17 protein-coding genes and 3 pseudogenes are annotated in these 23,150 nt (G+C 72.5%); 13 read left to right on the top strand and 7 right to left on the bottom strand.

The window, feature by feature from the left end:
• Window positions 1-131: 131 nt before the first annotated feature.
• The 5 genes from OG447_RS23470 to OG447_RS23450 all read left to right on the top strand — a co-directional run bounded on the left by OG447_RS23470 (window position 132) and on the right by OG447_RS23450 (window position 5,759).
• On the top strand, window positions 132-1,115 hold the full coding sequence (locus OG447_RS23470) for a hydroxyacid dehydrogenase (RefSeq protein ID WP_266940110.1): 984 nt from the start codon (window positions 132-134) through the stop codon (window positions 1,113-1,115).
• A 129-nt stretch (window positions 1,116-1,244) separates the two neighbouring features.
• Window positions 1,245-2,555 carry an ABC transporter substrate-binding protein gene (locus OG447_RS23465; RefSeq protein ID WP_266939146.1) on the top strand — a complete coding sequence of 437 codons (1,311 nt, stop codon included), beginning with the start codon at window positions 1,245-1,247 and terminating at the stop codon, window positions 2,553-2,555.
• A gap of 88 nt (window positions 2,556-2,643) precedes the next feature.
• The gene (locus OG447_RS23460) at window positions 2,644-3,570 is read left to right on the top strand and encodes a carbohydrate ABC transporter permease (RefSeq protein WP_266939145.1); all 927 of its coding nucleotides are present in this window, start codon (window positions 2,644-2,646) and stop codon (window positions 3,568-3,570) included.
• Complete coding sequence (locus tag OG447_RS23455; protein ID WP_266939143.1) at window positions 3,567-4,502, top strand: carbohydrate ABC transporter permease; 936 nt, start codon at window positions 3,567-3,569, stop codon at window positions 4,500-4,502. Before OG447_RS23460 ends, OG447_RS23455 begins: the two co-directional genes overlap by 4 nt.
• A gap of 3 nt (window positions 4,503-4,505) precedes the next feature.
• Window positions 4,506-5,759: an alpha-L-fucosidase gene (locus OG447_RS23450; protein ID WP_266939142.1), complete on the top strand. Its 1,254-nt coding sequence runs from the start codon at window positions 4,506-4,508 to the stop codon at window positions 5,757-5,759.
• An 8-nt stretch (window positions 5,760-5,767) separates the two neighbouring features.
• On the opposite strand, the gene OG447_RS23445 is transcribed toward OG447_RS23450, so the two are convergent.
• From OG447_RS23445 to OG447_RS23425, 5 genes and pseudogenes are all read right to left on the bottom strand, one after another.
• On the bottom strand, window positions 5,768-8,155 hold the full coding sequence (locus OG447_RS23445; RefSeq protein ID WP_266939141.1) for a polysaccharide lyase 8 family protein: 2,388 nt from the start codon (window positions 8,153-8,155) through the stop codon (window positions 5,768-5,770).
• Window positions 8,156-8,329: 174 nt separating this feature from the next.
• Window positions 8,330-9,586, bottom strand: coding sequence for a Gfo/Idh/MocA family protein (locus OG447_RS23440; protein WP_266939140.1), 1,257 nt, complete (start codon window positions 9,584-9,586; stop codon window positions 8,330-8,332).
• A 165-nt stretch (window positions 9,587-9,751) separates the two neighbouring features.
• Window positions 9,752-10,096 carry a hypothetical protein gene (locus OG447_RS23435; protein WP_266939139.1) on the bottom strand — a complete coding sequence of 115 codons (345 nt, stop codon included), beginning with the start codon at window positions 10,094-10,096 and terminating at the stop codon, window positions 9,752-9,754.
• A gap of 155 nt (window positions 10,097-10,251) precedes the next feature.
• Window positions 10,252-10,740 carry a hypothetical protein gene (locus tag OG447_RS23430; protein ID WP_266939137.1) on the bottom strand — a complete coding sequence of 163 codons (489 nt, stop codon included), beginning with the start codon at window positions 10,738-10,740 and terminating at the stop codon, window positions 10,252-10,254.
• A 70-nt stretch (window positions 10,741-10,810) separates the two neighbouring features.
• Window positions 10,811-11,380, bottom strand: a pseudogene (locus OG447_RS23425) (serine/threonine-protein kinase); the annotation flags it as partial.
• 317 nt (window positions 11,381-11,697) lie between these two features.
• On the opposite strand from OG447_RS23425, the gene OG447_RS23420 reads away from it, so the two are divergent.
• The 8 genes and pseudogenes from OG447_RS23420 (at window position 11,698) to OG447_RS23385 (ending at window position 20,948) form a co-directional block, all read left to right on the top strand.
• Window positions 11,698-12,108 carry a luciferase family protein gene (locus tag OG447_RS23420; RefSeq protein ID WP_266939136.1) on the top strand — a complete coding sequence of 137 codons (411 nt, stop codon included), beginning with the start codon at window positions 11,698-11,700 and terminating at the stop codon, window positions 12,106-12,108.
• Window positions 12,109-12,306: 198 nt separating this feature from the next.
• Window positions 12,307-12,576, top strand: a pseudogene (locus OG447_RS23415) (hypothetical protein); the annotation flags it as partial.
• 67 nt (window positions 12,577-12,643) lie between these two features.
• Window positions 12,644-14,472, top strand: a pseudogene (locus OG447_RS23410) (FG-GAP-like repeat-containing protein).
• Between the two features lie 214 nt (window positions 14,473-14,686).
• Window positions 14,687-15,427 carry a PP2C family serine/threonine-protein phosphatase gene (locus OG447_RS23405; protein ID WP_266939135.1) on the top strand — a complete coding sequence of 247 codons (741 nt, stop codon included), beginning with the start codon at window positions 14,687-14,689 and terminating at the stop codon, window positions 15,425-15,427.
• Window positions 15,428-15,637: 210 nt separating this feature from the next.
• Window positions 15,638-16,978 (top strand): MFS transporter, encoded by a 1,341-nt coding sequence (locus OG447_RS23400; protein ID WP_266939134.1) that lies wholly within the window; start codon window positions 15,638-15,640, stop codon window positions 16,976-16,978.
• 50 nt (window positions 16,979-17,028) lie between these two features.
• On the top strand, window positions 17,029-17,598 hold the full coding sequence (locus OG447_RS23395; protein WP_266939133.1) for a TetR/AcrR family transcriptional regulator: 570 nt from the start codon (window positions 17,029-17,031) through the stop codon (window positions 17,596-17,598).
• Between the two features lie 348 nt (window positions 17,599-17,946).
• Window positions 17,947-19,653 carry a phenylacetic acid degradation protein PaaN gene (gene paaN / locus OG447_RS23390; RefSeq protein WP_266939132.1) on the top strand — a complete coding sequence of 569 codons (1,707 nt, stop codon included), beginning with the start codon at window positions 17,947-17,949 and terminating at the stop codon, window positions 19,651-19,653.
• Between the two features lie 14 nt (window positions 19,654-19,667).
• On the top strand, window positions 19,668-20,948 hold the full coding sequence (locus OG447_RS23385; RefSeq protein WP_266939131.1) for a LuxR C-terminal-related transcriptional regulator: 1,281 nt from the start codon (window positions 19,668-19,670) through the stop codon (window positions 20,946-20,948).
• 85 nt (window positions 20,949-21,033) lie between these two features.
• Here OG447_RS23385 and OG447_RS23380 read toward each other — a convergent pair whose 3' ends face one another.
• Together OG447_RS23380 and OG447_RS23375 are read right to left on the bottom strand one after the other, a co-directional pair.
• On the bottom strand, window positions 21,034-21,915 hold the full coding sequence (locus OG447_RS23380; RefSeq protein ID WP_266939130.1) for an SDR family NAD(P)-dependent oxidoreductase: 882 nt from the start codon (window positions 21,913-21,915) through the stop codon (window positions 21,034-21,036).
• Window positions 21,899-23,149, bottom strand: coding sequence for an FAD-dependent monooxygenase (locus OG447_RS23375; RefSeq protein WP_266939129.1), 1,251 nt, complete (start codon window positions 23,147-23,149; stop codon window positions 21,899-21,901). Before OG447_RS23375 ends, OG447_RS23380 begins: the two co-directional genes overlap by 17 nt.
• Between the last annotated feature and the right edge of the window lies 1 nt (window position 23,150).

Here is a 23,150-nt window from a genome sequence, read left to right as displayed (position 1 = left end):
TATTGACCGAATCGAGCTTTATGATTGTTAGATCTTGACGATCGTAATCCGGCTTCGTAGAGTCGGCGCGGCCTCACTCAGCCGCAAGGAGCATTCAGATGCCCGTTCGCCGCCCGCGGACCCTGCTCGCGATGGCCCCCGCACTGGGCCCCCGCTTGCTGGACGACGCGACCGCCCGCCGGCTCCACGAAGTGGCCGACCTCGACCCGGGGCTGATCGCCGACGACTTCGGCAGACCCGAGGTCCGCGCGGCGCTGGCGGAGGCCGAGGTGCTGCTCACCTTCTGGGGCGCGCCCCGCCTCGACGCCCGCGTCCTCGCCGCCGCGCCGCACCTGCGGGCCGTCGTCCACGCCGCGGGATCCGTCAAGTACCTCGTCACCGACGCCTGCTGGGACCGGGGCATCACCGTCTCCACCGCCGCCGAGGCCAACTCCCTGCCGGTGGCCGAGTACACCGTCGCGATGGTCCTGCTCTCCAACAAGCGCGTGATGCAGCTCCGGGAGGAGTACCGCAGCGTCCGGGGCCGGCCTCACGACTGGCATCTGAGGTACGGCCACGCGGGCAACTACCGCCGCACCGTCGGCATCGTGGGCGCCTCCCGGATCGGCCGCCGGGTGATCGAACTGCTGCGCCCCTACGATCTCCAGCTCATCCTCTACGACCCCTACGTGAGCGAGGCCGAGGCCGCCGCGCTCGGCGCCCGCAAGGCGGGGCTCGACGCACTCTGCGGGGCGTCCGACGTGGTCAGCCTGCACGCGCCGGAACTGCCCGAGACGCGGGCGATGATCGACCGCCGGCGGCTGGGGCTGATGCGCGACGGCGCCACCCTGATCAACACGGCACGCGGTTCGCTGGTCGACGCGGCCGCCGTCACCGAGGAGCTGGTCTCCGGCCGGCTGCACGCGGTCATCGACGTGACCGAGCCGGAGGTCCTGCCGGCCGACTCCCCGCTTTACGACCTGCCGAACGTGCTGCTCACCCCGCACATCGCGGGCTCCGTCGGCAATGAACTGCACCGGATGGCCGGCTCCGCGGTCGAGGAGATCGCCCGCTACGCCGCGGGCCTGCCGTTCGCGCACGCGGTCCGCCGCGAGGAGCTCCGGCGTACCGCGTGACGACCTGTGGCCCGGGCCCGGCGGCCGAGCCGAATGATCGTATTGATCACTTGTTCATATGGTCTTGACGTTCAATAGGCCGGGGCGAATGATTCAACCCGTTCAGCCAACTCGCCAAGGAGCAGGTCAATGAAAGCTCAGTCCCTGCGTGCCTACGGTGCGGTCGCCGCAGCGGTGTCCCTCGCCCTGCTGACCTCCGCCTGCGCCGGATCCGACTCCCCGGCCTCGGCAGCCGCCGGGGACGAGGGCAAGCCCGTCACCCTCACGTACTGGACCTGGACCAGTGGAGCCGAGGCCGCGGCGGCCGCGTTCAACGCGTCGCACAAGGACATCCAGGTGAAGTTCTCCCAGATCCCCAGCGGTGCCGACGGATACAGCAAGATCAGCAACGCGATCAAGGCGGGCGACGCCCCGGACGTGACGACCGTCGAATACAGCATGGTCCCGGAGTTCGCCAGCCAGGGCTACCTGGAGGACCTCACCGCCACGTCCGGCGACCTGGTGAAGAAGAGCTTCCCGGCAGGCGTCCAGAACCTGGTGACCTTCGGCGGCAAGACCTGGTCCGTCCCCTTCGACGCCACCCCGCAGGTCTACTTCTACCGCAAGGACCTCTTCGAGAAGCACGGCGTCAGCGTCCCCACCACGTGGGACGAGTACCGCGCCGCCGCCGAGAAGATCAAGGCCGCCGAACCCGGGGCGCGCATAGGCAACTTCCCGACGGACACCCCGCTCCAGGCGACCCTCTCCTGGCAGGCCGGCGCCAAGTGGTTCCAGATCGAGGGCGGCGCCTGGAAGCCGGAGATCGACGACGCCCCGTCGCAGAAGGTCGCCGCCTTCTGGCAGGGGATGCTCAAGGACGACCTGGTCTTCAACTACGGCGCCGGAACCCCGGAAGAGAACAAGTCCAAGGCCGACGGCACGACCGCCAGCGTCGTGGGCGCCTCGTGGAGCGCGGGCAGCATGATCGCCGCCATGCCGGACCTCAAGGGCAAGTGGGGCGTCGCCCCCGTCCCCCACTGGGGAACCCCGGCCAGCGGCATGTTCGGCGGCACCAGCTTCGCCGTGACCAAGGGAAGCAAGCACACCAAGGCCGCGGCCGAGTTCATCAAGTGGGTCACCACCGACCCGGCGGCCATGGAAGCCCGGATCGGCGCCCTGAAGAGCCCCAGCAGCGCCCTGCCCGCGAACCCGCAGATGGCCGCGGTGGCAGCCAAGGCCTTCGACACCTCCTACTTCGGCGGCCAGGACCTCTACAAGCTGACCGGGGACCAGGTCGCCACCATCGTTCCCGGATGGACCTGGGGCCCCGTCTGGGGGAAGGTCAACGCCGACTTCAAGGACGAGGCGGCACGCAACGGCCTGCCGAGCGGCCTCACCAAGGCGCAGGAATCGGCCCGGACGGCGATCGAGAGCCGCGGACTCAAGCTCGCCGGCCAGTAGGTCCGGCCCTTCCGGGCCCCGCAGGGGTGGCCGGCCCGGCCCGGCCACCTCCTCGTCACGAACCCCCGCACCGCCAAGGAGCACCCCCGTGGCCTCAGCCTCCACCACCGCGGCAGCCGCCGCGAGCACGTCGCGTCGCGGCAGACGCGGCGCCCTGGTCCTCTTCCTCTCCCCGTTCTTCGTCCTGTTCGCCGTCGTGATCGTGGCGCCGGTGGCCTACGCGGGCTGGATGAGCCTGTTCCGGGAGCAGTCCTCGGGGCTCGGGTTCGGCGGGGTCGAGCGCAGCTTCACGGGACTGGCGAACTACTCGGCGGTGCTGGCCGATCCGGCCTTCCGCGCCTCCTTCCTGCACATCGCCGCGTACTGCCTGGCGTACATCCCGGTCATGATCGGCGGGGCGCTGGGGCTGGCCCTGCTGGTCGACTCGGCCTATGCCCGGGCCAAGCGGTTCTTCCAGCTGGCCTTCTTCCTGCCGCACGCCGTACCCGGGCTGATCGCCGCGATCATCTGGATCTACCTCTACACGCCGGGCCTCAGCCCGGTGATCGACTGGATCGACGCCGCCGGCGGCAGCTGGAACTTCTTCTCGCCCGGCAACTCCCTCTCGTCCATGGTCAACATCGCCGTCTGGCAGTGGATCGGCTACAACATGGTGATCTTCTTCGCGGCGCTCCAGGCCGTGCCCCGCGAGGTCATCGAGGCCGCCACCGTGGACGGAGCCGGAGCCTGGCGCACAGCCTTCGGGATCAAGGTGCCGATCATCCGTTCCTCGGTGGTCATGACCGTGCTGTTCACCTGCGTGGGAGCGGTCCAGCTCTTCACCGAGCCCCGGCTGCTCTCCGACAAGGCACAGGCCCTCGGCAACGACTGGTCGCCCACCATGTACATCGTCAGCAAGGCGTTCATCGACCAGGACTACGCGAGCGCCGCCGCCGCCTCACTGCTCCTGGCGCTCGTGGCCGGGGCACTGTCCTTCCTGGTCACCCGGATCGGGAAGCGGTGGCAGGAATCATGAGCACGCGGACCGCCGCCCCGCACACGACCGAACCGGCCGGGACCAGCCCCACCAGCCCCACCGGCCCCGTCGCCCCCGCGCCACCGCACCGCCCCCGGCGGGCCTGGGCCTCGAAGACCGCCGTCAACGCCGTGCTGCTCATGCTGGCCTTCTACACCCTGATGCCGGTCAGCTGGCTGCTGATCGCCGCCACGAAGAACGGCCGCGACCTCTTCGGCACCAACGGGTTCAGCCTCGGGGAGTTCAACCTCTTCTCCAACATCCACGAGGTGTTCACCCACGACGACGGCATCTACGGGCGCTGGCTGCTCAACACCCTCCTCTACGCCGTGATCGGCTCGGCCCTCTCCTCCCTGATCTCGGTCGCGGCCGGATACGCGTTCGACAAGTACGAGTTCACCGGAAAGGAGAAGCTCTTCGGGGTCGTCCTGGCGGGGGTCCTCGTCCCGGGAGCCGTCCTGACCCTGCCGATGTACCTGCTCGCCTCCCAGGCCGGGATCACCAACACCTACTGGGCGCTGCTGATCCCCTCGCTGGTCAACCCATTCGGCGTCTACCTCGCCCGGGTCTTCTCCGAGGGATACGTCCCCTACGAGGTGATCGAGGCGGCCCGCGTCGACGGCGCGGGCGACGTGCGCACCTTCCGCTCCATCGTCCTGCCCATGCTCGCCCCCGGCTTCGTGACGCTGTTCCTCTTCTCCTTCACCGCGAGCTGGAACAACTTCTACGGCGCGCTGATCATGCTGAACGACAAGGACCTGTACCCGGTCAGCCTCGGCCTGCACATGTGGAACCTCTCCATCACCGAAAGCCCCGAGATGTACTCGCTGGCCATCACGGGTTCGCTGATCGCCGTGATCCCGCTCGTGATCGCCTTCCTCTGCCTGCAGCGCTTCTGGCGCTCCGGTCTGACCGCCGGAGCGGTGAAGTAACCGATGGCGATCCGCCCCACCCCCGCCCAACTGGCCTGGCAACGCCATGGTTTCGGACTCTTCCTGCACTTCGGGGTCAACACCTTCCGCGGCCGCGAGTGGAGCGACGGCACCCTGGACCCGGCCGTTTTCGCGCCGTCCGACCTCGACGCCCGCCAGTGGGTGCGGACCGCGGTCGAGGCCGGGGCCGCGTACGTCGTCCTGACGGCCAAGCACCACGACGGGTTCTGCCTGTGGCCGACCGCCACCACCGCCTACTCGGTGGCCTCCTCCGGCTGGCGCGACGGGAACGGCGACGTGGTCGCCGAACTCGCCGAAGCCTGCCGGGAGGCGGGGATCGGCCTCGGGCTCTACCTCTCGCCCTGGGACCGCAACGCGGCCTGCTACGAGGACCCCGCGGCCTACGACGCCTTCTACCGCAGGCAGCTCACCGAGCTGTGCACCCGGTACGGACCGCTGTACGAGCTGTGGTTCGACGGCGCCGGGTCCGAGGGCAGGACGTACGACTGGGACGCGGCGATGGCCGTCGTCGCCGAACACCAGCCGGACGCGATGGTGTTCAACATGGGCATCCCCACCATCCGCTGGGTCGGCAACGAGGACGGCCTCGCAGCCGACCCGTGCTGGTACACCGTCGACTCCACCGGGATCAGCGTCTGCGACGACGGCGCCACGGCCCTCGGCCGGACCCGCTACCTGCCGCCCGAGTGCGACGTACCGATCCGCCGGAACTGGTTCTGGCAGGACGACGACCTGCACACCCTCAAGAGCCGTGAGCACCTGCTGGCCGTCTGGTACCGCTCGGTCGGACTGGGCGCCGGTCTGCTCCTCAACGTGCCGCCGGACCGCACGGGCAGGATCGACCCGGCCGACCGGGCCCGGCTGCTCGAATCCAGCGGGGAACTCGCCCGCCGGTTCGCGCGGCCCGCCACCTCGACCCTGGCCGTCGGACCGGACGGCGAGGTGGCGGCCCGCTTCACCGGTCCCGTCCTGCTCGACCACCTCGAACTGACCGAGGAACTGACCGGCGGCCAGTTCGTCAGCGGGCACCAGGTCCTGGCCGACGGCCAGGTCATCGCCACCGGCACCACCGTGGGCGTGCGCCGTATCCACGCCTTCCCGCCCGTGGAGGTCACCAAGCTGACCGTCCGGCTCCGCGGCCCCGGCGGGCGCCTGGCCAAGGTCACCGGCTTCTGCACGGGCCACAGCGCGATACCCGACCTGGAGGACCAGCCCAGCGCCGGCGCCACGGGCTGACCCGGCCGTCAGCCCAGGGCCACCCTGATCCGCTGGGTGGCACCGGCCTGCCCGGTGAGGTCCCCGAAGGTGAGGGTCAAGGCCGATCCGGTACCGGTGGAGACCACGGTGGCCGGGCGGGAGAGCACGGAGGCCACCGGGCGGTTCCAGGTGACGGTGAGGCCGGTCCGGGCCCGCATCGGATCGCTGACGCAGAGGGTGGCGGTGCCGTCGCCGTGCTCCCGGACCAGGACACAGGCCGGCCCGTCGGCGGTGAGCGCGCCGACGGTCCCGGCGAACCAGAAGTTGACGGCGGTGACACCCAGCTGGGCGACCCTGATGCCCTGCTGGTCGTTGTCGTTGGCGAGGAGCGTCAGCCAGCCGGTGTCGGCGGCCCGCGCGGCCGTGGCCTGGACGGTGGCCCCGGGCATCAGGACGTAGGAGCAGGCCGCGTCCGCCGGGTCGACCCCGTGGTCGAACCAGAGGGTCAGGTAGCGGCGGGTGATCGGATCGGCGCTGCCACCGGTGTTGATGTCCCGCCAGGAGCCGGTACGCGCCTCCCGCAGGGCCCTGACCGTGGTCCCGCCGGGGAAGACGTACCCGCCCTGGCCGGCCATCTGCGCCCAGGAGGTCCCGTTCAGGGTGGCCGACCAGCCGAGCGCGGTGGACTGCGCGACGCCGTTCACGGTGAGGGCCTGGGTGCCGCTCGCGCCGAGGTTGCGGTTCTCGACGACGGTCTCGACGGCGACGCCGTCGGAGCCCCGGACGGAGCCCGCGAGGCACACGATCGAATCGGCCAGGCAGAACCAGGACTTCTTCGCGTACAGCGTGCTGGACAGCCCGCGGACGAACTGGCCGATGGACGCGTACTCCCCGTCCGTGGCGCCCCCGACCCAGTTGACGTCCGGCCGCGGCAGGCCCCAGGCGCCGCCCTCCGCGTCGGCGAGGGGCTTGCGGGACACCGTGGTGCCGGGCAGCCGGTACGGGTCCACGGTGGGCCAGAAGGCGTCGGTGTACTGGCCGTTGCCGAAGGTGTTCCCCCACCACTGGAGCATGCCCGCCCCGGCGTGCCAGCCGCGCAGGTTCTCGCCGTTGCCCGTCTCGTAGAGGCCCATCCGCTTCGAGGCCATGCTGATCGACGCCGCCCAGCCCGGCCGCCGGTGGACGGCCCGGTCCATGCTGGGGAACAGCCGGTGCCCGGTCGGTTCGGCGAGGGCGGTGACGGCGGTGTCGTCCTGTACGGCCTTGAGGCGGGCGAGGGCGGCGACGCCCAGGTCGGTGTCGGAGAGCACCGGGCTGTAGTAGTCCCGCTGCATCCAGCCCTTCACCAGACCGCGCCAGCGCTGGTTCTCCGTGCCGCTCGCGGCGGTGCCGAGCAGGGCGATGGCGGCGAGGGTGCCGTGGCCCCGGCCGTGGTCGCCGCCCTGGAACCCGTACGGGCCGGTCCTCGCGGTGCCCCGGCTCGTCGAGCGTCCTGACACCGCGTCCATCATCAGGCCGTTGAACAGGAACGGGGCGAAGGACCCCTCCACGGAGTCGAGCACGATCTGGCGCTCGGGGTCGGTGACCGCCCAGGGGGAGCCGTTCAGCAGGGAGAAGAGGGCGGCCAGACCGCTGAGCAGCACCACGCCGTAGGAGCCGGTGTAGGAGAGGTAGGTGTGCTGGACGAAGGACCCGTCGGCGTAGAAGCCGTCCCCGGCCGTCACGAGCGGGAAGACCGGGGAGAGGGCGTCGCGGGCGAGTGCGATCTTGGCCGCGTTCTTGCCGAGGACGCCGCGCAGGGCCAGCGAGCGGCACAGGTCCACCCGGTTGGCGCCGGTACTGGTGCCGGTGTAGGCGGCGACCGAGGAGTCCGGTACGAAGTGGTCGACGGCAGCTAGGTAGTTGGCGAGCTGCGCCGCGGAGAGCTGGTCGTAGAGGATCGTGCAGGTGTCCAGCAGGCTCTGCGGAGAGCCGATCTGGAAGTCCCACCAGTTGCCGAACCGGCTCTTCCCGGGGTTGTAGACCTGCTGGTGGAGGTGGTCGAGGCCGGCCTTGATCCCGGCGGCGAGCGCGGGGTCGCCGGTCAGACCGGTGCCGGGCTGGGCGTACGCCTGGGCCATCGTGCCCAGCCGGGAGTAGCTGACGGTGATCGAACTGGACACCGTGAGGGGCAGGTCGGGCCAGAGCGAGCCGCTCACGGCCGCCATGGTGGCGCGGTGTTCGACGGCCTGACTGCCCGTCAGTGCCAGTTTCCCGGCGAAGGGTTCGGCTGCCGGGTCGAACCCGCTGCCCAGGACCGTCGCGCGCCAGGTGGCACGGAGGGTGTCGTACGCGTCGCCCGCAGCGGAGGCGGTACCGGTCGAGGGGATCGTGGTCAGCAGTGCGGCGCTGCCGGAGAGGTGGAGGAAGGAGCGGCGGGACCACGGGGTGGACATGGGGCCTCCGGAAACTGGGGCGCGGGGTGGGAGGGTGCCCCGCTGACCCGGTTTCTAGCACGCACGTGAACGAGCGCTCAAGAGGTGCGTAAAAATCGATTCGTTCAAACGATCAGATCGGGAATTGATCGATCGCTCTGTCTGCCGCCTGCCGCCTGCCGACCTCGTCGCCGGTCACAGCCGGACGGTCTCGACGGTGCGCCCGCGCCGGGCCCGCTCGGCGGCCAGGACGGTCAGGTGGCTGATCAGGGACTCCCGGGGGCCGGACCGCACCGGACCCGGGTCGCAGGTGGCGACCGCGCGGACGAAGGCGTCCATCAGGCCGGCGTCCCCGCCCCCGTGGCCCCCGGCGGCGTCCATCGCCCCCGTTGTTCCAGGGCCGACGACCTCCTCGGTGCGGGTCAGGAAGTCGTAGACACGCAACTGCCTGCCGTCGCCCCGCAGTTCGCCGCGCGTACCGAAGACCCGCGTCTGGCGGTCCGCCTGCTCGGTGAACGCGGTCATGGTGAACGTGGCGGTGGCCCCGGAGGCGAACTCCAGGGCCACCACCTGGTGGTCGACCACGTCGTTGTCGCAGGCGTACACGCAGCGCCCGTACGGGCCCTCCCGCAGCGCGGTCTCCAGGGCCTGCGGGGTGAACTCGTCGATCACCACGCTCAGCGGCCAGCCGTGCCTGCCCTGGGCGAGCCGGTCGCCGTAGTCGCGGGTGGCGGAGTAGGGGCAGGTGGTCTCCACCGTGCAGTCCAGACATCGGTCGGCGGCACCGGCGGGCCGGTTCTCGGCCCGGAAGTGGGAGAGGCGGCCGAAGCTCGACACCCGCACCGGGGGCCCGCCGAGCACGTACTGGAGCCAGTCCAGGTCGTGGCAGGACTTCGCCATCAGCATGGTGGTCGCCTCGTCCGCGCGGCGCCAGTTGCCGCGTACGAACGAATGGGCCTGGTGCCAGAACCCGACCGGTTCCAGGTGCTGCACGCTGACGACGTCACCGATCCGGCCGGAGTCGAGCACCTCTTTCAGCGCCCGCGTGTAGGCGGTGTAGCGCAGGACGTGGCCGACGGAGAGGATCACCCCGGCGTCCTCCACCGCGGCCACGATGCGCCGGCACTCGTCCTCGGTCAGCGCCATCGGCTTCTCGAGCATGATGTGGTAGCCGAGCGCGGCGAACGCCAGGACCGGCTCCAGGTGTTCCCGGTCCAGGGTGCAGATCAGCACCGCGTCCGCGACCCGCCCGCGGGCCGCCAGCTCCCGCCAGTCGGCCACCAGCGCTCCGGGTGCCAGGGCATGGTCCGCCGCGAACCGGTCCCGCCGGACCGCGCGCGGCTCGGCGACCGCGACGACCCGGGCCCGCTCCGGGTGCGCGAGCGCCCAGCGCGCGTGCGCGGACCCGCGGTCCCCGGCACCGACGACCGCAAGAGTGACTCCGGAAGGCATGCGTTCCCCGTCCCTGATCGCTGTCCCGGCGCACCCGGCACGGGGCGCGAGGCTAGCGAGCCCCGACGTCCCGGACAAGACGGGACGGCGGGGCTCGCCGTGACGAACGGATGTACGGGCGAACGGATGTATGGATGCGCGGGCCTACGGGCGTACCGGCGGGGGTCAGCGGCCGAACAGGCGGAGCAGGCCGCCGCCGTCGGCCCGCCGGCCCTCCCGCAGTGCCTGGCGGAAGTCCGCGCGGGTGTCGATCAGTTCGTCGGCCAGCCAGCGGGGGCCGCCGAAGCCGATCTGGAGGCGGTGCAGCAGCGGCTTGATCAGCGCCAGCGCCCGGGCGGGATCCCCGGCCTCGCCGATGCTGCGGAACACCCGGTAGCCCACCTCCACGTCGCCCTCCTCGACCAGGCCCTCCGGATCGGGGAACAGCCGCGCGTACAGCGGTGCGGCGGCGGCGAAATCACCGACCAGCCAGGCGTCGTGCGCCAGTCGGCGCCAAACGTCGAGCAGCACCGGGCTGTCGGCGGGCAGCCCCCGTTCCAGATCGGGCAGCAGCGGTCGCAGCCAGGCGCGTTCGCCCTCCGCGCGCTCGGGCGTGCGCGGGTCCCACTGACCGTCGAGGGCGCCGTTGCCGCGGTGCAGGGCCGTGGCGAGGTGGTGCCGGGCGGTCAGCGTGACGGGGTGGAGGGGGCCGGGGCGTCCTCCACCAGCTGGGTGAGCCGGCGGCGCAGCAGGGCCCGAACCGGGTCGTCGGCCGACTCCAGCAGGGTGCCCGGTACGGTCGGCGGGTAGGGCGGCGGTGCCGGTACCCCCCGCTGTGCCGGGGTGGCCCCGACCGACTCTTCCGGTTGCCGGTCCCGGGCGATCGCCGCCGGCCGTGCGCTCACCTCGCGTGCGTTCGCGGGGCGGTGGCGCGGGTCCTTGGCGAGCAGGTCCAGTACGAGCGGGTCGAGCGCGGCCGGCAGCCCCGGACGGAGCGAGCTGGGGGCGGGCGGCGCGGCCTGGAGGTGCTGGCCGAGGGACTCGTACATGTCACGGGCGGTGAAGGGGTGGGTACCGGTGACGAGTTCCATGAGCACGCAGCCCAGGGCGTACGGGTCGGACCGCCCGTCGACGGGGACTCCGCCCGCGCCACCGGTCCAGCGCTCGGGCGCCATGTAGGGGAACGAGCCGATGATCATGCCCGTGGCCGTGAGATCCGTCCCGGAACCGCCCCTGGGCCTTGGCGATGCCGAAGCCGAGGACCTTCGCCACCCGGCCTTCGGTGATCATCACGTTGGCCGGCTTGACGTCCCGGTGGACGACCCCCGCGTCGTGAGCGGCTCCGAGAGTCGCCGCGACCTGCATCGCCCAGTCCAGGGCGTCGGCGAGCGGCGGCGCCCCGTCGGCCAGGACCTCGGCGAGACTGCGGCCCTGGAGCAGCTCCATCACCAGGAAGACGGCGCTCCGCCCGCCGTGCCGGGTACGGCCGAAGTCGTGCACGGTGGCGATGTTGGGGTGGGCGAGGTTTCCGGCGAGGCTCGCCTCGCGCTCGAACCGGCGTGTGTCCTCAGGGGTTTCGGGATATCCGATCTTGACGGCCACCCACCGGCCGACCCGGCTGTCGCGGGCCCGCCAGACCTCGCCGAATCCGCCCCGGCCGAGCAACTCGTCCAGCTCGTAGCGGTCTTCGATCGGTTCCCGCACCCGCTCGGCCCCCGTAACCCCGTGATCGACACCTTCGCCAGGAGCATTATCCGCGACCCCGCTGGGGCGGGCCGGTGGCCGAAGGCCGGACCTGATCCAGGACCTTTGCATTTCGTCGACTCTGCGGACGATCCGGGCGGCGGGATGTATCGTCACGGCCAGGGCCTCGCCGCAACCCCCGTCGGCGAGGCCCTGCCCCGACCCCTGCCGCCACAGCACTAGGCGGCTCCTGACGGCCCAGAGTGCTTCCAGCCGGGCCGCGCCGCCGCCGAGCGGACCCGGGCGGACCCGGGCGGACCCGGGCGGAGGGACCCTCCGTCACTTTCCCCTCACCGCTTCCGCAGGGGTGTCGCACGCATCCCGTCCCAGGGCAACGGTATTGGGCCACGGGCCTTGTGCGGCGGCCTTCAGGCGGGCAGGCTCGGGGCATGAACACAGCTAGGCACGCCAGTGAACAGCTGATGAGTTGGCCTGCGCTCAGCGAAGGCCGCCCGGCGTGTGGCGCCGGACTCGGACTGAACGCCGGTTCGCGGGAGATCGTCCACTTCCACGGGACATACGAAGCCGATGTCCACCTCACCCGTTCCATGATCACAAAACTCCGGCCGGCGCTCGCCGGCTCCACGGCCATCCGGCTGTCCACCGGATCGGACTGGGTGACGGTGCGTCTGGAGATCAGCTCCGACGTAGACCTGCTCGCCACCCTCGTCAGCGCCGCGCTCCAGGCGGCCACCCGGTACGCGCACGACACGGCCGACAGCGGCCGCCGACCGGACCCCTGCACGCACCACCAGGGAAGCCGGGTCGCCACCGTCGTCGTGGCAGCCGCCTGCGCTTAGGCCGTGTTTGAGGGCCCGAAGGCCGACAGCCGTACGCCGCCCGGTCGCCGGAGACGTAGATCCGGTCGGTGTCGGTGAACCACACCCGTGTGCTGTCGAGGGCATTTGGTCCGAGCCGCTGGCCGCCACCAACTCCCAGGCAGGTCGATCCAATTCGAGACGCCGCCTCGGCGGAGCAGTGTCACGTCCGGGCGTTGGCGGGTGGGCGACAAGTGGCGCGGGAAGAACGGCGCGCCCGAGGACACCCAGCTCTGGGTCGTCACGGTGACGCCGTGGGGCGGGATCACGTTCGTGCCGATCACCCACCCCGACTCCATCCTCGGGTTCAAGGACCACGCGGTGACCGCGAACGGCGAGGTGCGTGTCACCTACAACTGGGGCGGGGACTTCACCGGGACGGTCATCAACACGTTCTACCCGCGGCTGCCCAGCGAGTGGAACGTCCCCTACCACCACGTCTTCACGTGACCCGAGTCCACCTCCGCGCCACGCCCGTCCCGAGCCGACGCCCGCACCGCCTGGAAGAGGCACCACGATGCCCGTGCCCACGGAAGAACTGAAGCTGGAGATCGTCAACGCCGCCACGGGGAAGACCCTCGGCGCCAAGGCCGCGCCGGGCGCGGACGGGGCGCTCGTCGTCCGCGACTTCCCCGATGACGGCCCGAGCCCGGGGCAGTGGCAGCTCACCCCCGTGCCGGCCACGCAGGACGAGCAGACATATGTGATCCGCAACGCGGTCAGCGGCAAGGTGCTCGACAACCCCGCCGCCGCGGACCGCGGCGTCCGCCAGTGGGACGCCGCCGCCGGCAGGATGGGCCAGCAGTGGTACGTCGTCCCCGTCGAGGGTGAAGCGGGCCTCTACTTCATCGAGGGCGCGACCGACGGCGCCGTTCTCGACCTCGCCGACCCCGGCGAGGACGGCACCCCGATCGTCCTGCGCGAGCACGACGACAGCGCGGAGAGCCGGCGGTGGCGGTTCGTCCCGGCCGAGCCCGAGCGCACCAGCGACCCCGTGCTGCGCTGGGCACCACTGAGCCACTGGAACGGCCGCCGGTCCTGGCGCCTGGCCCGCTCGACCGCGCTGCGGCCGGCACCCGACGCGGCGCCCTCCTTCAGCGACATGCTGCTGGTCCTCGAGCGGTTCGGCAGTGACGAGGACGCCGGGGGCTGGAAAAGCGAGGGGCTACCCGCTCTCCCAGCGGGCAACCGGGCTGGTGGGCCGGGCTCGGTGCACGGTTCCTCGCCGACACCACAGGAGCGGGGCGCAACGACATCGTAGGACTCAAACCCGCGAAGGGGGCCGTGACGTCGTCCAGCAGGGGCGACGGCACGTTCGACGACGAACGCGTCCTGCACCCACCCGCACCCTCCCCGAGCCCCGCGGACCTGTGGACCCTCGTGGACACGACGGGCGACGGCAGCCCCGACGTCGTCGTACTTTCCGCCGACGGTGTCCGGGTGTCCCGGCAAGACGAGGGCGGGACGTTCGCGCCCGCAGGCGGCGAGCTGGTCCTCAGGGCGTTCGGACACGGCCAGCAGGCCGGCGGGTGGCTTGCCGACAAGCATCCCCGCTTCCTCGTCGACACCACCGGTGACGGCAGGCTCGACGTCGTCGGCTGCCACGACGACGGCGTCTGGGTGTCGCTCCAGGACGAGGACGGAACGTTCTCACCGATCGCCGATGAACCCGTTCTCCGGGCGTTCGGCCACGATGAGAAGGCGGGTGGCTGGCTTGCCGGCAAGCACCCCCGCTTCCTTGCCGACACCACCGGTGACGGCAGGCTCGATGTCGTCGGCTGCCACGACGACGGCGTCTGGGTGTCGCTCCAGGACGAGGACGGGACGTTCGCCGAGCCCTTGTACGTCCTCGACAACTTCGGGGTCGACCAAGGATGGAGCTCGGTCGGGGAGCACCCCCGAATCCTGATCAAGACCACCAATGACGGAGGACTGGACATCGTCGGGTTCGGCCCGCAGGGCGTCGTCGTGGCACGCGGGCGCGGCGACGGCACGTTCGAACCCTCGAAGCTCGTCCTGAACGACTTCGGGCTCGCCCGGCGGTGGACGAGCGGGAAGCACCTCCGGTTCCTCGCCGACGTCACCGGCGACGGCAACCCGGACATCATCGGCTTCGGCGACGAGGGGGTCTGGGTGTCGCACAGCCGCGGCGGCGGCCGGTTCGAGCAGGCCCAGCTCGTGTGCCGCGGGTTCGGGTACAACGAGGACGCGGGCGGCTGGCGGGTCGACCGCCACCCCCGCTTCCTCGCCGACATCACCGGTGACGGACGCGTCGACATCGTCGGCTTCGGCGGCCCGGGGGTGTACGTGGCCCGAAACCTCTTCCGCCGCTTCAGGACCCGATAACCCTCGAAGCCGCCTGCGCCCAGGCGCCTCGTAGCTGCCGGGCCGGAGGTCCTCGACCTCCGGCCCGTGCGGCGTGGCGGGGCGTTCCTGCAGGTCCCGGCCTGGCAGGACGCGGGTAAAGGGCTCCACCAGCCACCGGCTGCCCTCTTCCGCCTGCGGCGCGACAATGGTGGTGAGGGATGCGCCTGCCGCTGTGGAGAGGCGGGTCGGTGAGGTGCCGTACATAGCTGTGACCGCCCTGAGTCACGTCGGGCTGATCCGTGAGCACAACGAGGACAGCCTCGCCGTCGGCCCGTGGACGCTGTGCGCGACCGTGACGCAGAACCCGCAGACCCTCGTGTTCCCCCTGGGCAGGCCCCTCGTCGTCGCGGTCGCCGACGGGCTGGGCGGGCAGCCGGGCGGCGAGGTGGCCAGTGCGCTCGTCGTCCGCAGGATCTCCTCCCTCGGGGCGGCCCTGGACGGCGCGCGGGCCCTCGGTGACGTACTGGACGTGTGCAATCGCGAGGTGCACGCGGCCGCCGACGGCCGGCCCGAGCTCACGACCATGGGGACCACGGTCGCGGGGCTCCTCGTACTGGCGGAGTCGCTGCTGGCGTTCAACGTCGGCGACAGCAAGGTGTACGAGGTGACGTGGGACGGCCTGCGCCAGCTGAGCGTCGACGACAGCCCGCCGCCCGAGCCGGGGCAGCGCACCACGTCGGCCGTCACCCAGACGCTCGGCGGAACCCGGGGGTTCAGCCCCGTAACGCCCCATGTCAGCACCCGCGAGGTGTCCCTGGGCGGGCGCTACCTCGTGTGCAGTGACGGGCTGACCGACCCGGTCCCCGACGAGGCGATCGAGCGCCTGCTGGCGGTGCACGACGACGGCAAGGCCGCCTTCGAGCTGTGGAAGGCCGCCATCGAGGCCGGCGGCCCGGACAACATCACGCTCGCGCTGGTGCGCATCGGCGAGTAGTCCGCGCCGGCGAGCGGCCGGCGAGCGGCCGGCGAGCGGCCGGCGAGCAGCGGGCCGCCCCGGCGGCGCGCGCCGCGGGCAAGTCATCAGTGCTTCCTCCCTCTTGACGTTGACAGGGTCCTCCTGGCGTGCTCTAGAGTAGAAAATGTAACACTCGTTCAATGTCTTGCGATCGTTCAAGTTGTTCGGACCGAACGGAAGGGCCCTGACGTGGCCAACGTCTACCGAGAGCTGTTCCGCGCACCCGGATCCGTGGCCTTCTCGGCCGCCGGTTTCGTGGGGCGCATGCCGATCTCCATGACTGCGATCGGCATCATCACGATGCTCAGCCAGATGCGCGGCGAGTACGGGCTCGCCGGAGCCGTGTCCGCGACCTTCACCCTGTCCACCGCCTTCTTCGGGCCGCAGATCTCCCGCATCGTCGACCGGAAGGGGCAGGGCAGGGTCCTGCTCCCCGCGACCGGGGTCAGCGTCGCCTCCATGGGCGTCTTACTGCTCTGCGCGCGCTACGACGCCCCCGTGTGGAGCCTGTTCGTCTTCGCCGCGCTCGCCGGCACCCTGCCCAACATGGCGGCGATGGTGCGCGCCCGCTGGACCCACGTGTACCGGGACTCCCCGCGCCTGCACACCGCCTTCTCGCTGGAGTCGGTCGTCGACGAGATGACCTTCGTCGTCGGGCCCGCGCTGTCGGTGGCCCTGTCCACGGCACTGTTCCCCGAGGCCGGACCACTGGTCGCCGTCGCGCTGCTGGCCGTGGGCGTCCTGCTGTTCGTACCGCAGAAGCGCACCGAACCGCCCGTGCACACCCCCGCTGACGCCGCCTCGGCCGGCGGTTCGGCGATCCGCAACGGCTCCGTACGCATCCTCGCGCTGCTGCTCGTGGCCGGCGGCGCCATCGTCGGAACCGTGGACGTGGTCAGCGTCGCCTTCGCCGAGGAGCGGGGCGCGCCGTCGAGCGCGGGCATCGTGCTGTCCGTCTACGCCGTCGGCTCCGCGCTCGCCGGACTGGTCTTCGGCGCGCTCGACACCAAGGTGCCGCTGCCCCGGCTGCTCCTGCTCGGGGCCACGGGCACGGCGCTGACGACCCTGCCGCTGCTCCTCGTCGGCAACATCGCGACGCTCGCCGTCGCCGTCTTCTTCTCCGGCATCTTCTTCGCCCCCACCATGATCGTCGTCATGGGCATGGTCGAGAAGAGCGTGCCGCCCGCGCAGCTGACCGAGGGCATGACCTGGGCCATCACCGGCCTGAGCGTGGGCGTGGCGCTCGGCGCCGCCGTCTCCGGGAACATGGTCGATGAATTCGGGCCCCGCGGCGGCTTCTTCGTCGCCATCGCGGCCGGCGCCGCCGCCCTGCTGCTGGCCGTGTTCGCCCGGGGACCGCTGACCCGGCGACTGGCCGGGCGTCAGGCGGAGGCACCCACCGGCGCCGATGGGGCCGACGTGGCCGACGTGGCCGATGGGGCCGACGTGGCCGACGTGGCCGATGGGGCCGACGTGGCCGACGCGGCCGGGACCGCCGATGCGGCCCGGGCGACCGAGGTGCGTTCGTGACCGGCGGGTATGGTCGGGAGCGGACAGTCGGGCGCGGGGCGGGAGTGACGGTGGGCGAGACGGTGGGCGAACCGACCACGGACGGCCGCCGCCTGAAGGGCGAGCGCCGCAAGCGGGAGCTGATCGACGCCACCGTGCAGGTCGTCGCCCGCGAGGGCGTGGCCGGGGTGAGCCACCGGGCCGTCGCCCGCGAGGCCGGCCAGCCGCCGACCGCCGCCGCGTACTACTTCAAGAGCATCGACGACCTCCTCACCGCCGCCCTGACCCGCTGCATGGCCCAGGACGCCGAGCGGATGCGCGCGCTGACGGACGGCACCGGCGGCGGCCCCGGGGGTCTGCGGGCGCTCGCCGAGCTGATGTCGGCCGTGGTCGCCCGGCCGGACCACCTGCTCGCCGAGTACGAGCTGTACCTGCTCGCCGCCCGCCGCCCGGAGCTGCGCGGGCCCACCCAGGACTGGCTCGAGGCGATCGCCGAGTTCGGGCGATGTTATACGGACGACCCGGTCCGCCTGCGGATCCTGAGCGGGGTCATGGACGGCCTGCTGATGCAGGCGCTGCTGACCGACACCCCGCCCACGGCGGACGAGTTCGAAGGGGTCCTGCGGGCCGTCCTGCTCTGACGCGGCCGCGGGGGGGTCGGCAGCGGTACGGCGGCGCGCCGCGCGATGCGGCGCCTGTCCATCCCGGCCCTGCCCGTGCCCGCCCGTGCCTGCCCGTGCCCGCCCGTGCCTGCTTCGGGGCGACCCGGCGCGGCAGTTGCGGCGCCCCCGGGCCCGGCCGGCCGGCCGCGGCACCCGGCCTCGCTGCGCACCGTCCCGGCCGAAACCGCGCACCCGCCCGAACCGCCCCGCACCCTGTCCTAGCGCCGCGGCCCTCGATGGCCGGTCCCCGCCCCTCGCCCTCTATATCGAGCCGCGCCCCGCGGCGCGTTTGCGTACGATGACGCAAGTTCAAGTAAGGAGCAAGTCTTGTTAACGGAGCTTACGCAGCGGCATCTCCCGTTGATTTCACGGGCGCACGAGGTGCTGCGCAGCCGCGAGCACTGGTCCCCCTACCCGGAAGATCCGGCCGCGTACGGGGAACAGGGCGCCGCCGAGGGGGAGCGGGCCTTCCGGGAGCGGCTCGGCCGCCCCTTCGACCTCGACCAGCCCGGCCGCGACGGAACCGTGGGTCCCGCCGCCGAGGACGGCGGCGAGGTCTCCCCGTACGGCTTCCCGCTCGGCATCTCCTACCCGCACAGCGACCCGGCCGTCCTGCTGCCCGCGATGCGCGCGGCGATGGCGCCGTGGCGCTCGGCCGGGCCCGACGCACGGGCGGCCGTGTGCGCGGAGATCCTCGCCAGGCTGGCCTCCCGCAGCCACGAACTGGCCCGGGCCGCCATGCACACCAGCGGCCACAACCCCGTGATGGCCTTCCACGCGGGCGCCGCCCACGCCCTCGACCGCGGACTGGAGGCCGTCGCGCAGGCCCACGCCGAGCAGACCCGGCTGCCCGCCGCGCTGACCTGGCGCAAACCACTGGCCGATGGCCGGATCTTCGCGCTCGACAAGTCGTTTTCCGCCGTTCCCCGGGGCATCTCCCTGCTGGTGGCCGGCTCCGTCTTCCCCACCTGGAACGGCTACCCGGGCCTCTTCGCCTCCCTGGCCACCGGCAACGCCGTCCTGGTCAAACCCCATCCGCGCGCCGTACTGCCCCTGGCGCTGACCGTCCGCACCGCACGCGAGGTGCTGCGCGAGGCCGGCTTCTCCCCGGACCTCGTCGCCCTCGCCCCCGAACGGCCCGGCGAGTACCTGGCGAAGCGGCTGGCCGTACACCCCGACGTCGCCATCGTCGACTACGCCGGCACGACCGCCTTCGGCGGATGGCTCACCGTCAACGCCACCCAGGCGCAGGTGTACACGAGCACCTCGGCCGTCAACACCCTCCTCGTCGAGTCCACCCCGCACTACCGCGACATGCTCGACAACCTGGCCTTCAGCCTCGCCCTCTACAGCGGACAGCTGTGCACCAGCCCGCAGAACATCCTGGTGCCCCGCGACGGCATAGCCACCGACCAGGGCCACAAGACCTTCGACGAGGTTCTCGCAGACCTCGGGGCCGCCCTGGACCGGCTGCTCGCCGACGACGCCGAGGCGGCCGCCGTACTGGGCGCGCTCTACGCCCCGCACGTGCGCGAACGCGTCGAGTTCGCAGACTCGGGCCGGCTGGGCACCGTCGCCCACCACACCCGCGCCGTGGTCCACCCCGACTTCCCCGACGCGGTCGTGCGCACCCCCGTACTGCTGCGGCTCGACGCCGCGCGCGACAGGGACCGGGTGACCCTCGCGGCCGAGTGGCCGGGACCCGTCGTCCTCGTCGCAGCCGTGGACTCGGCCCGCGACGGGGTCGCACTGATCGCCCGTACCGTCCGCCACAGCGGAGCCCTCTCCGTCGGCGCGTACACCACCTCCCCGGCAGTGGAGCGGGCGCTGGAGGACGCGTGCGCCGACAGCGGGGTGATGCTCTCGCTGAACCTCACCGGGGACTGGTACCTCACCCAGTCCGCCGTCTACTCCGACCTGCACGGCACCGGCCTCAACCCGGCCGGGAACGCCGCCTACTGCGACGCCGCCTTCGTCGCGAACCGCTTCCGCACCGTCGCCGTGCGCCGCAAGGCCGCCGACGGCTTCATGTGACCCGGAGGTCGTCCGTGTTCGTCACCTCACTCGACCTTCCGCTGCGAGGACGCGAGCGCGAACTCGCCCACATCCGCGACGTCCTGGTGCACGGCTGCACCGAAGGGAGCGCCCTGCTCGTCATCGAGGGCCCGCCAGGCTCCGGCAAGACGAGGCTGCTGCGCTCGTGCGCGACCATGGCACAGGAGATGGGGTACGCGATGGCCGACCGCCCGACCACCGGGCGACGGGACGACTCCCCGCGCCCCCGCTACAAGCACGGGCCGTTCGCCCGGCACGGACTGCGCTCCGGCCTGGGCCTCGGCCGGGCACACACGGGCCCGCCGCTGCTGCTCCTGATCGACGAGGCCGACCGGCTCGGGGCGGAGGCGCTGGAGACCCTGCTGGCCAAGCGGGCGGGCCTGCACGGTCACCACGCGGTCTCGGTGGTCGCCCACCGCAGCGGCAAGGGCCCCGAGTCCATCGGCGCGGTGCTCGCCACGCCGACCGGACGCCGCGACCGGCTGACCCTCTCCCCGCTGGCGCCCGGCGCGTCGGCGCTGCTCGCGGCCGACGTCCTCGGGATGCCCGCCGCGCCCTCCCTCATCGAACTCGTCGACCAGGCCGAGGGACTTCCCCGGCTGATCGTCGCCCTCCTGACCGGACTGCGCGAGGAGCAGGGCCTGCGGACCGCCGACGGCGAGGCGCACCTCGCCGGCCGGCGGCTCCCGCAGCGGGTGCGCGCGGAGGTCGCCGCCACGATGGAGACCTTCTCGCCCGACTGCCGCCAACTGCTGCGCATGGCCGCCGTCCTCGGGCGGGAGCTGGAGTACGAGGTGCTGGCGCCGATGCTGCGCACCTCGCCCTCGGGGATGGTCCAGCTGATGGACGAGGCCGTCGCGACGGGCGCCGTGCACAGCGACGGCGTACGGACGGTCTTCCGCAGCGAACTGCTGCGCCGCCTCATCGCGGGCTCGGTGCCCGCCTCCCTCAAGCGGGCGCTGCTGCGCGAGGCCCAGGAGGCGCGCCGCCCCCGGGTGCCGGCGGCGCGCACCGCCGTACCCGGGGGCGGGCCCGGACCCGGGTACCCGGGCCGGCCCGGGAGCGTGCCGCTCAACGACCGGCAGAGCGCCGTCGTCCGGCTGGTGGCGGAGGGACTGACCAACCAGCAGATCGCCCACAGGCTGGAGGTCTCCCCGCACACCGTCAACTACCACCTGCGCAAGCTGTTCCACAGCTACGGTGTCCGCTCGCGCATCGACCTGCTGCGGGCCGTGGAGCGGCAGCGGGAGGCCGCTCCACGGCTCACCGGGTGAGGACCCGGCCCGCCCGCGCCCGCCCGGGTCCTGTCCGCCCGTCCGGTCCTGTCCGTCCGCCCGGGTCCCGTCCGGGCGGACGGACTCAGCCGGCGGGCGGCCGCAGGTACCGGTCCAGCGCCGTGTCGGGCAGCAGCCTCGCCAGGGCCGCCAGCCGTTTCACGTCCGCCCCGACCCGGTAGCGGGGCCTGGGCCGGGCGTCGGTCAGCGCCCGGCGCACGCTGTCGGCCGTCGCCGCCGGGGTGGTCCGGCTCGCCCGGGCCGCCCGCTCGCTCTCGTACAGGAAGCGGTTGAACCGGATGCGGTAGAGCTCGGCCAGCTCCCCGGGCATGCCGTCCAGCGCGTCCCGGCCCAGCCCGGTGACCTTGTCCCAGATCGGCGTCAGCACGGCCCCGGGCTGGACCACGCTCACCCCGACCCCGAACTCCCGCAGCTCCCGGCGCAGTACGTCGCTCAGCGCCTCCTTGGCGAACTGGGCCGACGCGTACGCGCCGAGGTACGGCAGGGCCACCGTCCCCAGGCCCGAGGTGACGTTCACCAGGCGGCCCCGCGTCCTGCGCAGCTGCGGGAGGAAGGCCTGGGTGACGGCGAGCTGGCCCACCACGTTGGTGTCGAGCTGCCAGCGCAGCCGCTCGGGCGGTACGCACTCCAGCGGGGCCGGCACGCACACCCCGGCGTTGTTGACCAGGCCCCACAGGCCCTGCCCGCCGGTGTCCCGGTCGACGCGGGCGGCGGCCTCGCGGATCTGCCCGGCATCGGTGACGTCGACCCGTACGGCCGTCAGCAGGCCGCCCGGTGAGGACTCCTCCAGTTCCTTGCCGGCGCCCTCGTCCCGCACACCGGCGAAGACCCGGAAGCCCACCCGGTCCAGGTGCAGCGCGCAGGCCCGGCCCAGGCCGCTGGAGGCCCCGGTGATCAGGACGGCGCGACCGTGAGGCGCGAGGGGCTTCCTACTGGGGGCGGGCATGGCCGCTCTCCTCCACGGTGACAGGGGCAGGGGCAGGGGCAGGGGCAGCGGAGGGGCCGGGGAGGCGGTCGGAGCGGCGGGCGGCGCCAGGGAAGGACAGCGCGCCCTCCAGGGTCGCCACCAGTTTGCGCTCGGGCATGAAGCGGAAGTACGCGTCGCGCACGGGCCGCCGCACCGGGTTCTCGGACTGCTCGAACTCGCTGATCGAACGCGAGGCGGCGACCATGCCCCGGGTCCGCTCGCGCCGTTCGTCCTCGTAGCGGCGCAGCGCCCGCGGCACGTCGGTGGCGCCCCCCAGGTGCCGGGCGAGGACGGCGGCGTCCTCCAGCGCCATCCCCGAGCCCTGGCCCAGGCTGGTCAGCATGGGGTGGGCCGCGTCGCCGAGCAGGGTCACCGGCCCCCGGCCCCACCGTTCCAGGAAGACCCGGTCCCGGGAGGGCACCGCCAGGATCGCCTCGGGCGGGGTGACGTCGATGGCCTGCCCCACCTCCTCGGCCCAGCCCGCGAAGGCCGCGGCCACCCCCTTCTTTCCGCCCCGCCAGTCGGCGGACTCGTGGGCGGGCATGTTCTTGGTGCCCCACCAGTAGAGGAGCCCGTCGCCCATGTCGACCATGCCGAAGCGCTGGCCGCTGCCCCAGTAGTGCGTCACGGAGCCGGGCGTGAACCGCGGATGGCTGAAGGGGGTCAGCGCGAGCCAGCAGACGTAACCGCTGTCCCGGGACTCCTCCGGGCCGCCCACCAGCTGCCGCCGGACCGCCGACCCGAAGCCGTCGGCCCCGATCAGCACGTCACCGCGGGTCTCGGAGCCGTCCTCGAACCCCACCCACACCTGCTGCGTCCGCTCGTCCACCGCGATCTCGCGGGCGGCGGCCCCGAGCCGCAGCGGTATGCCGTCCGCAGCAGCGAGCAGCGCCTGCTGGAGCTCGGACCGGGTGATCAGCACGCTGGGCACCCCCAGCCGCGCGATGATCGACGGGAAGGGGAACTCCCTGATCAGCCGGCCCCGCGCGGTGCGCACGTGGTACGACTCCAGCACCTTGCCCCGCTTCTCCAGCCCCAGGTCCAGGCCGATGGAGTCCAGGGCCGCGATGGCGTTGCTCATCACCGACAGCCCCGAACCCGCCGCCCGCAGCTCCGTGGCCCGTTCGTGGATCTCGACGTCCAGGCCCGCCCCGCGCAGCGCGGCGCCGGCCGCGAGGCCCCCGATACCGGCCCCGATCACGATCGCCTTCATG

The organism is Streptomyces sp. NBC_01408 (genome assembly GCF_026340255.1).
In the GTDB taxonomy this organism is placed as follows: Bacteria; Actinomycetota; Actinomycetes; order Streptomycetales; family Streptomycetaceae; genus Streptomyces.
This window is presented reverse-complemented; position numbering and strand designations above follow the sequence as displayed.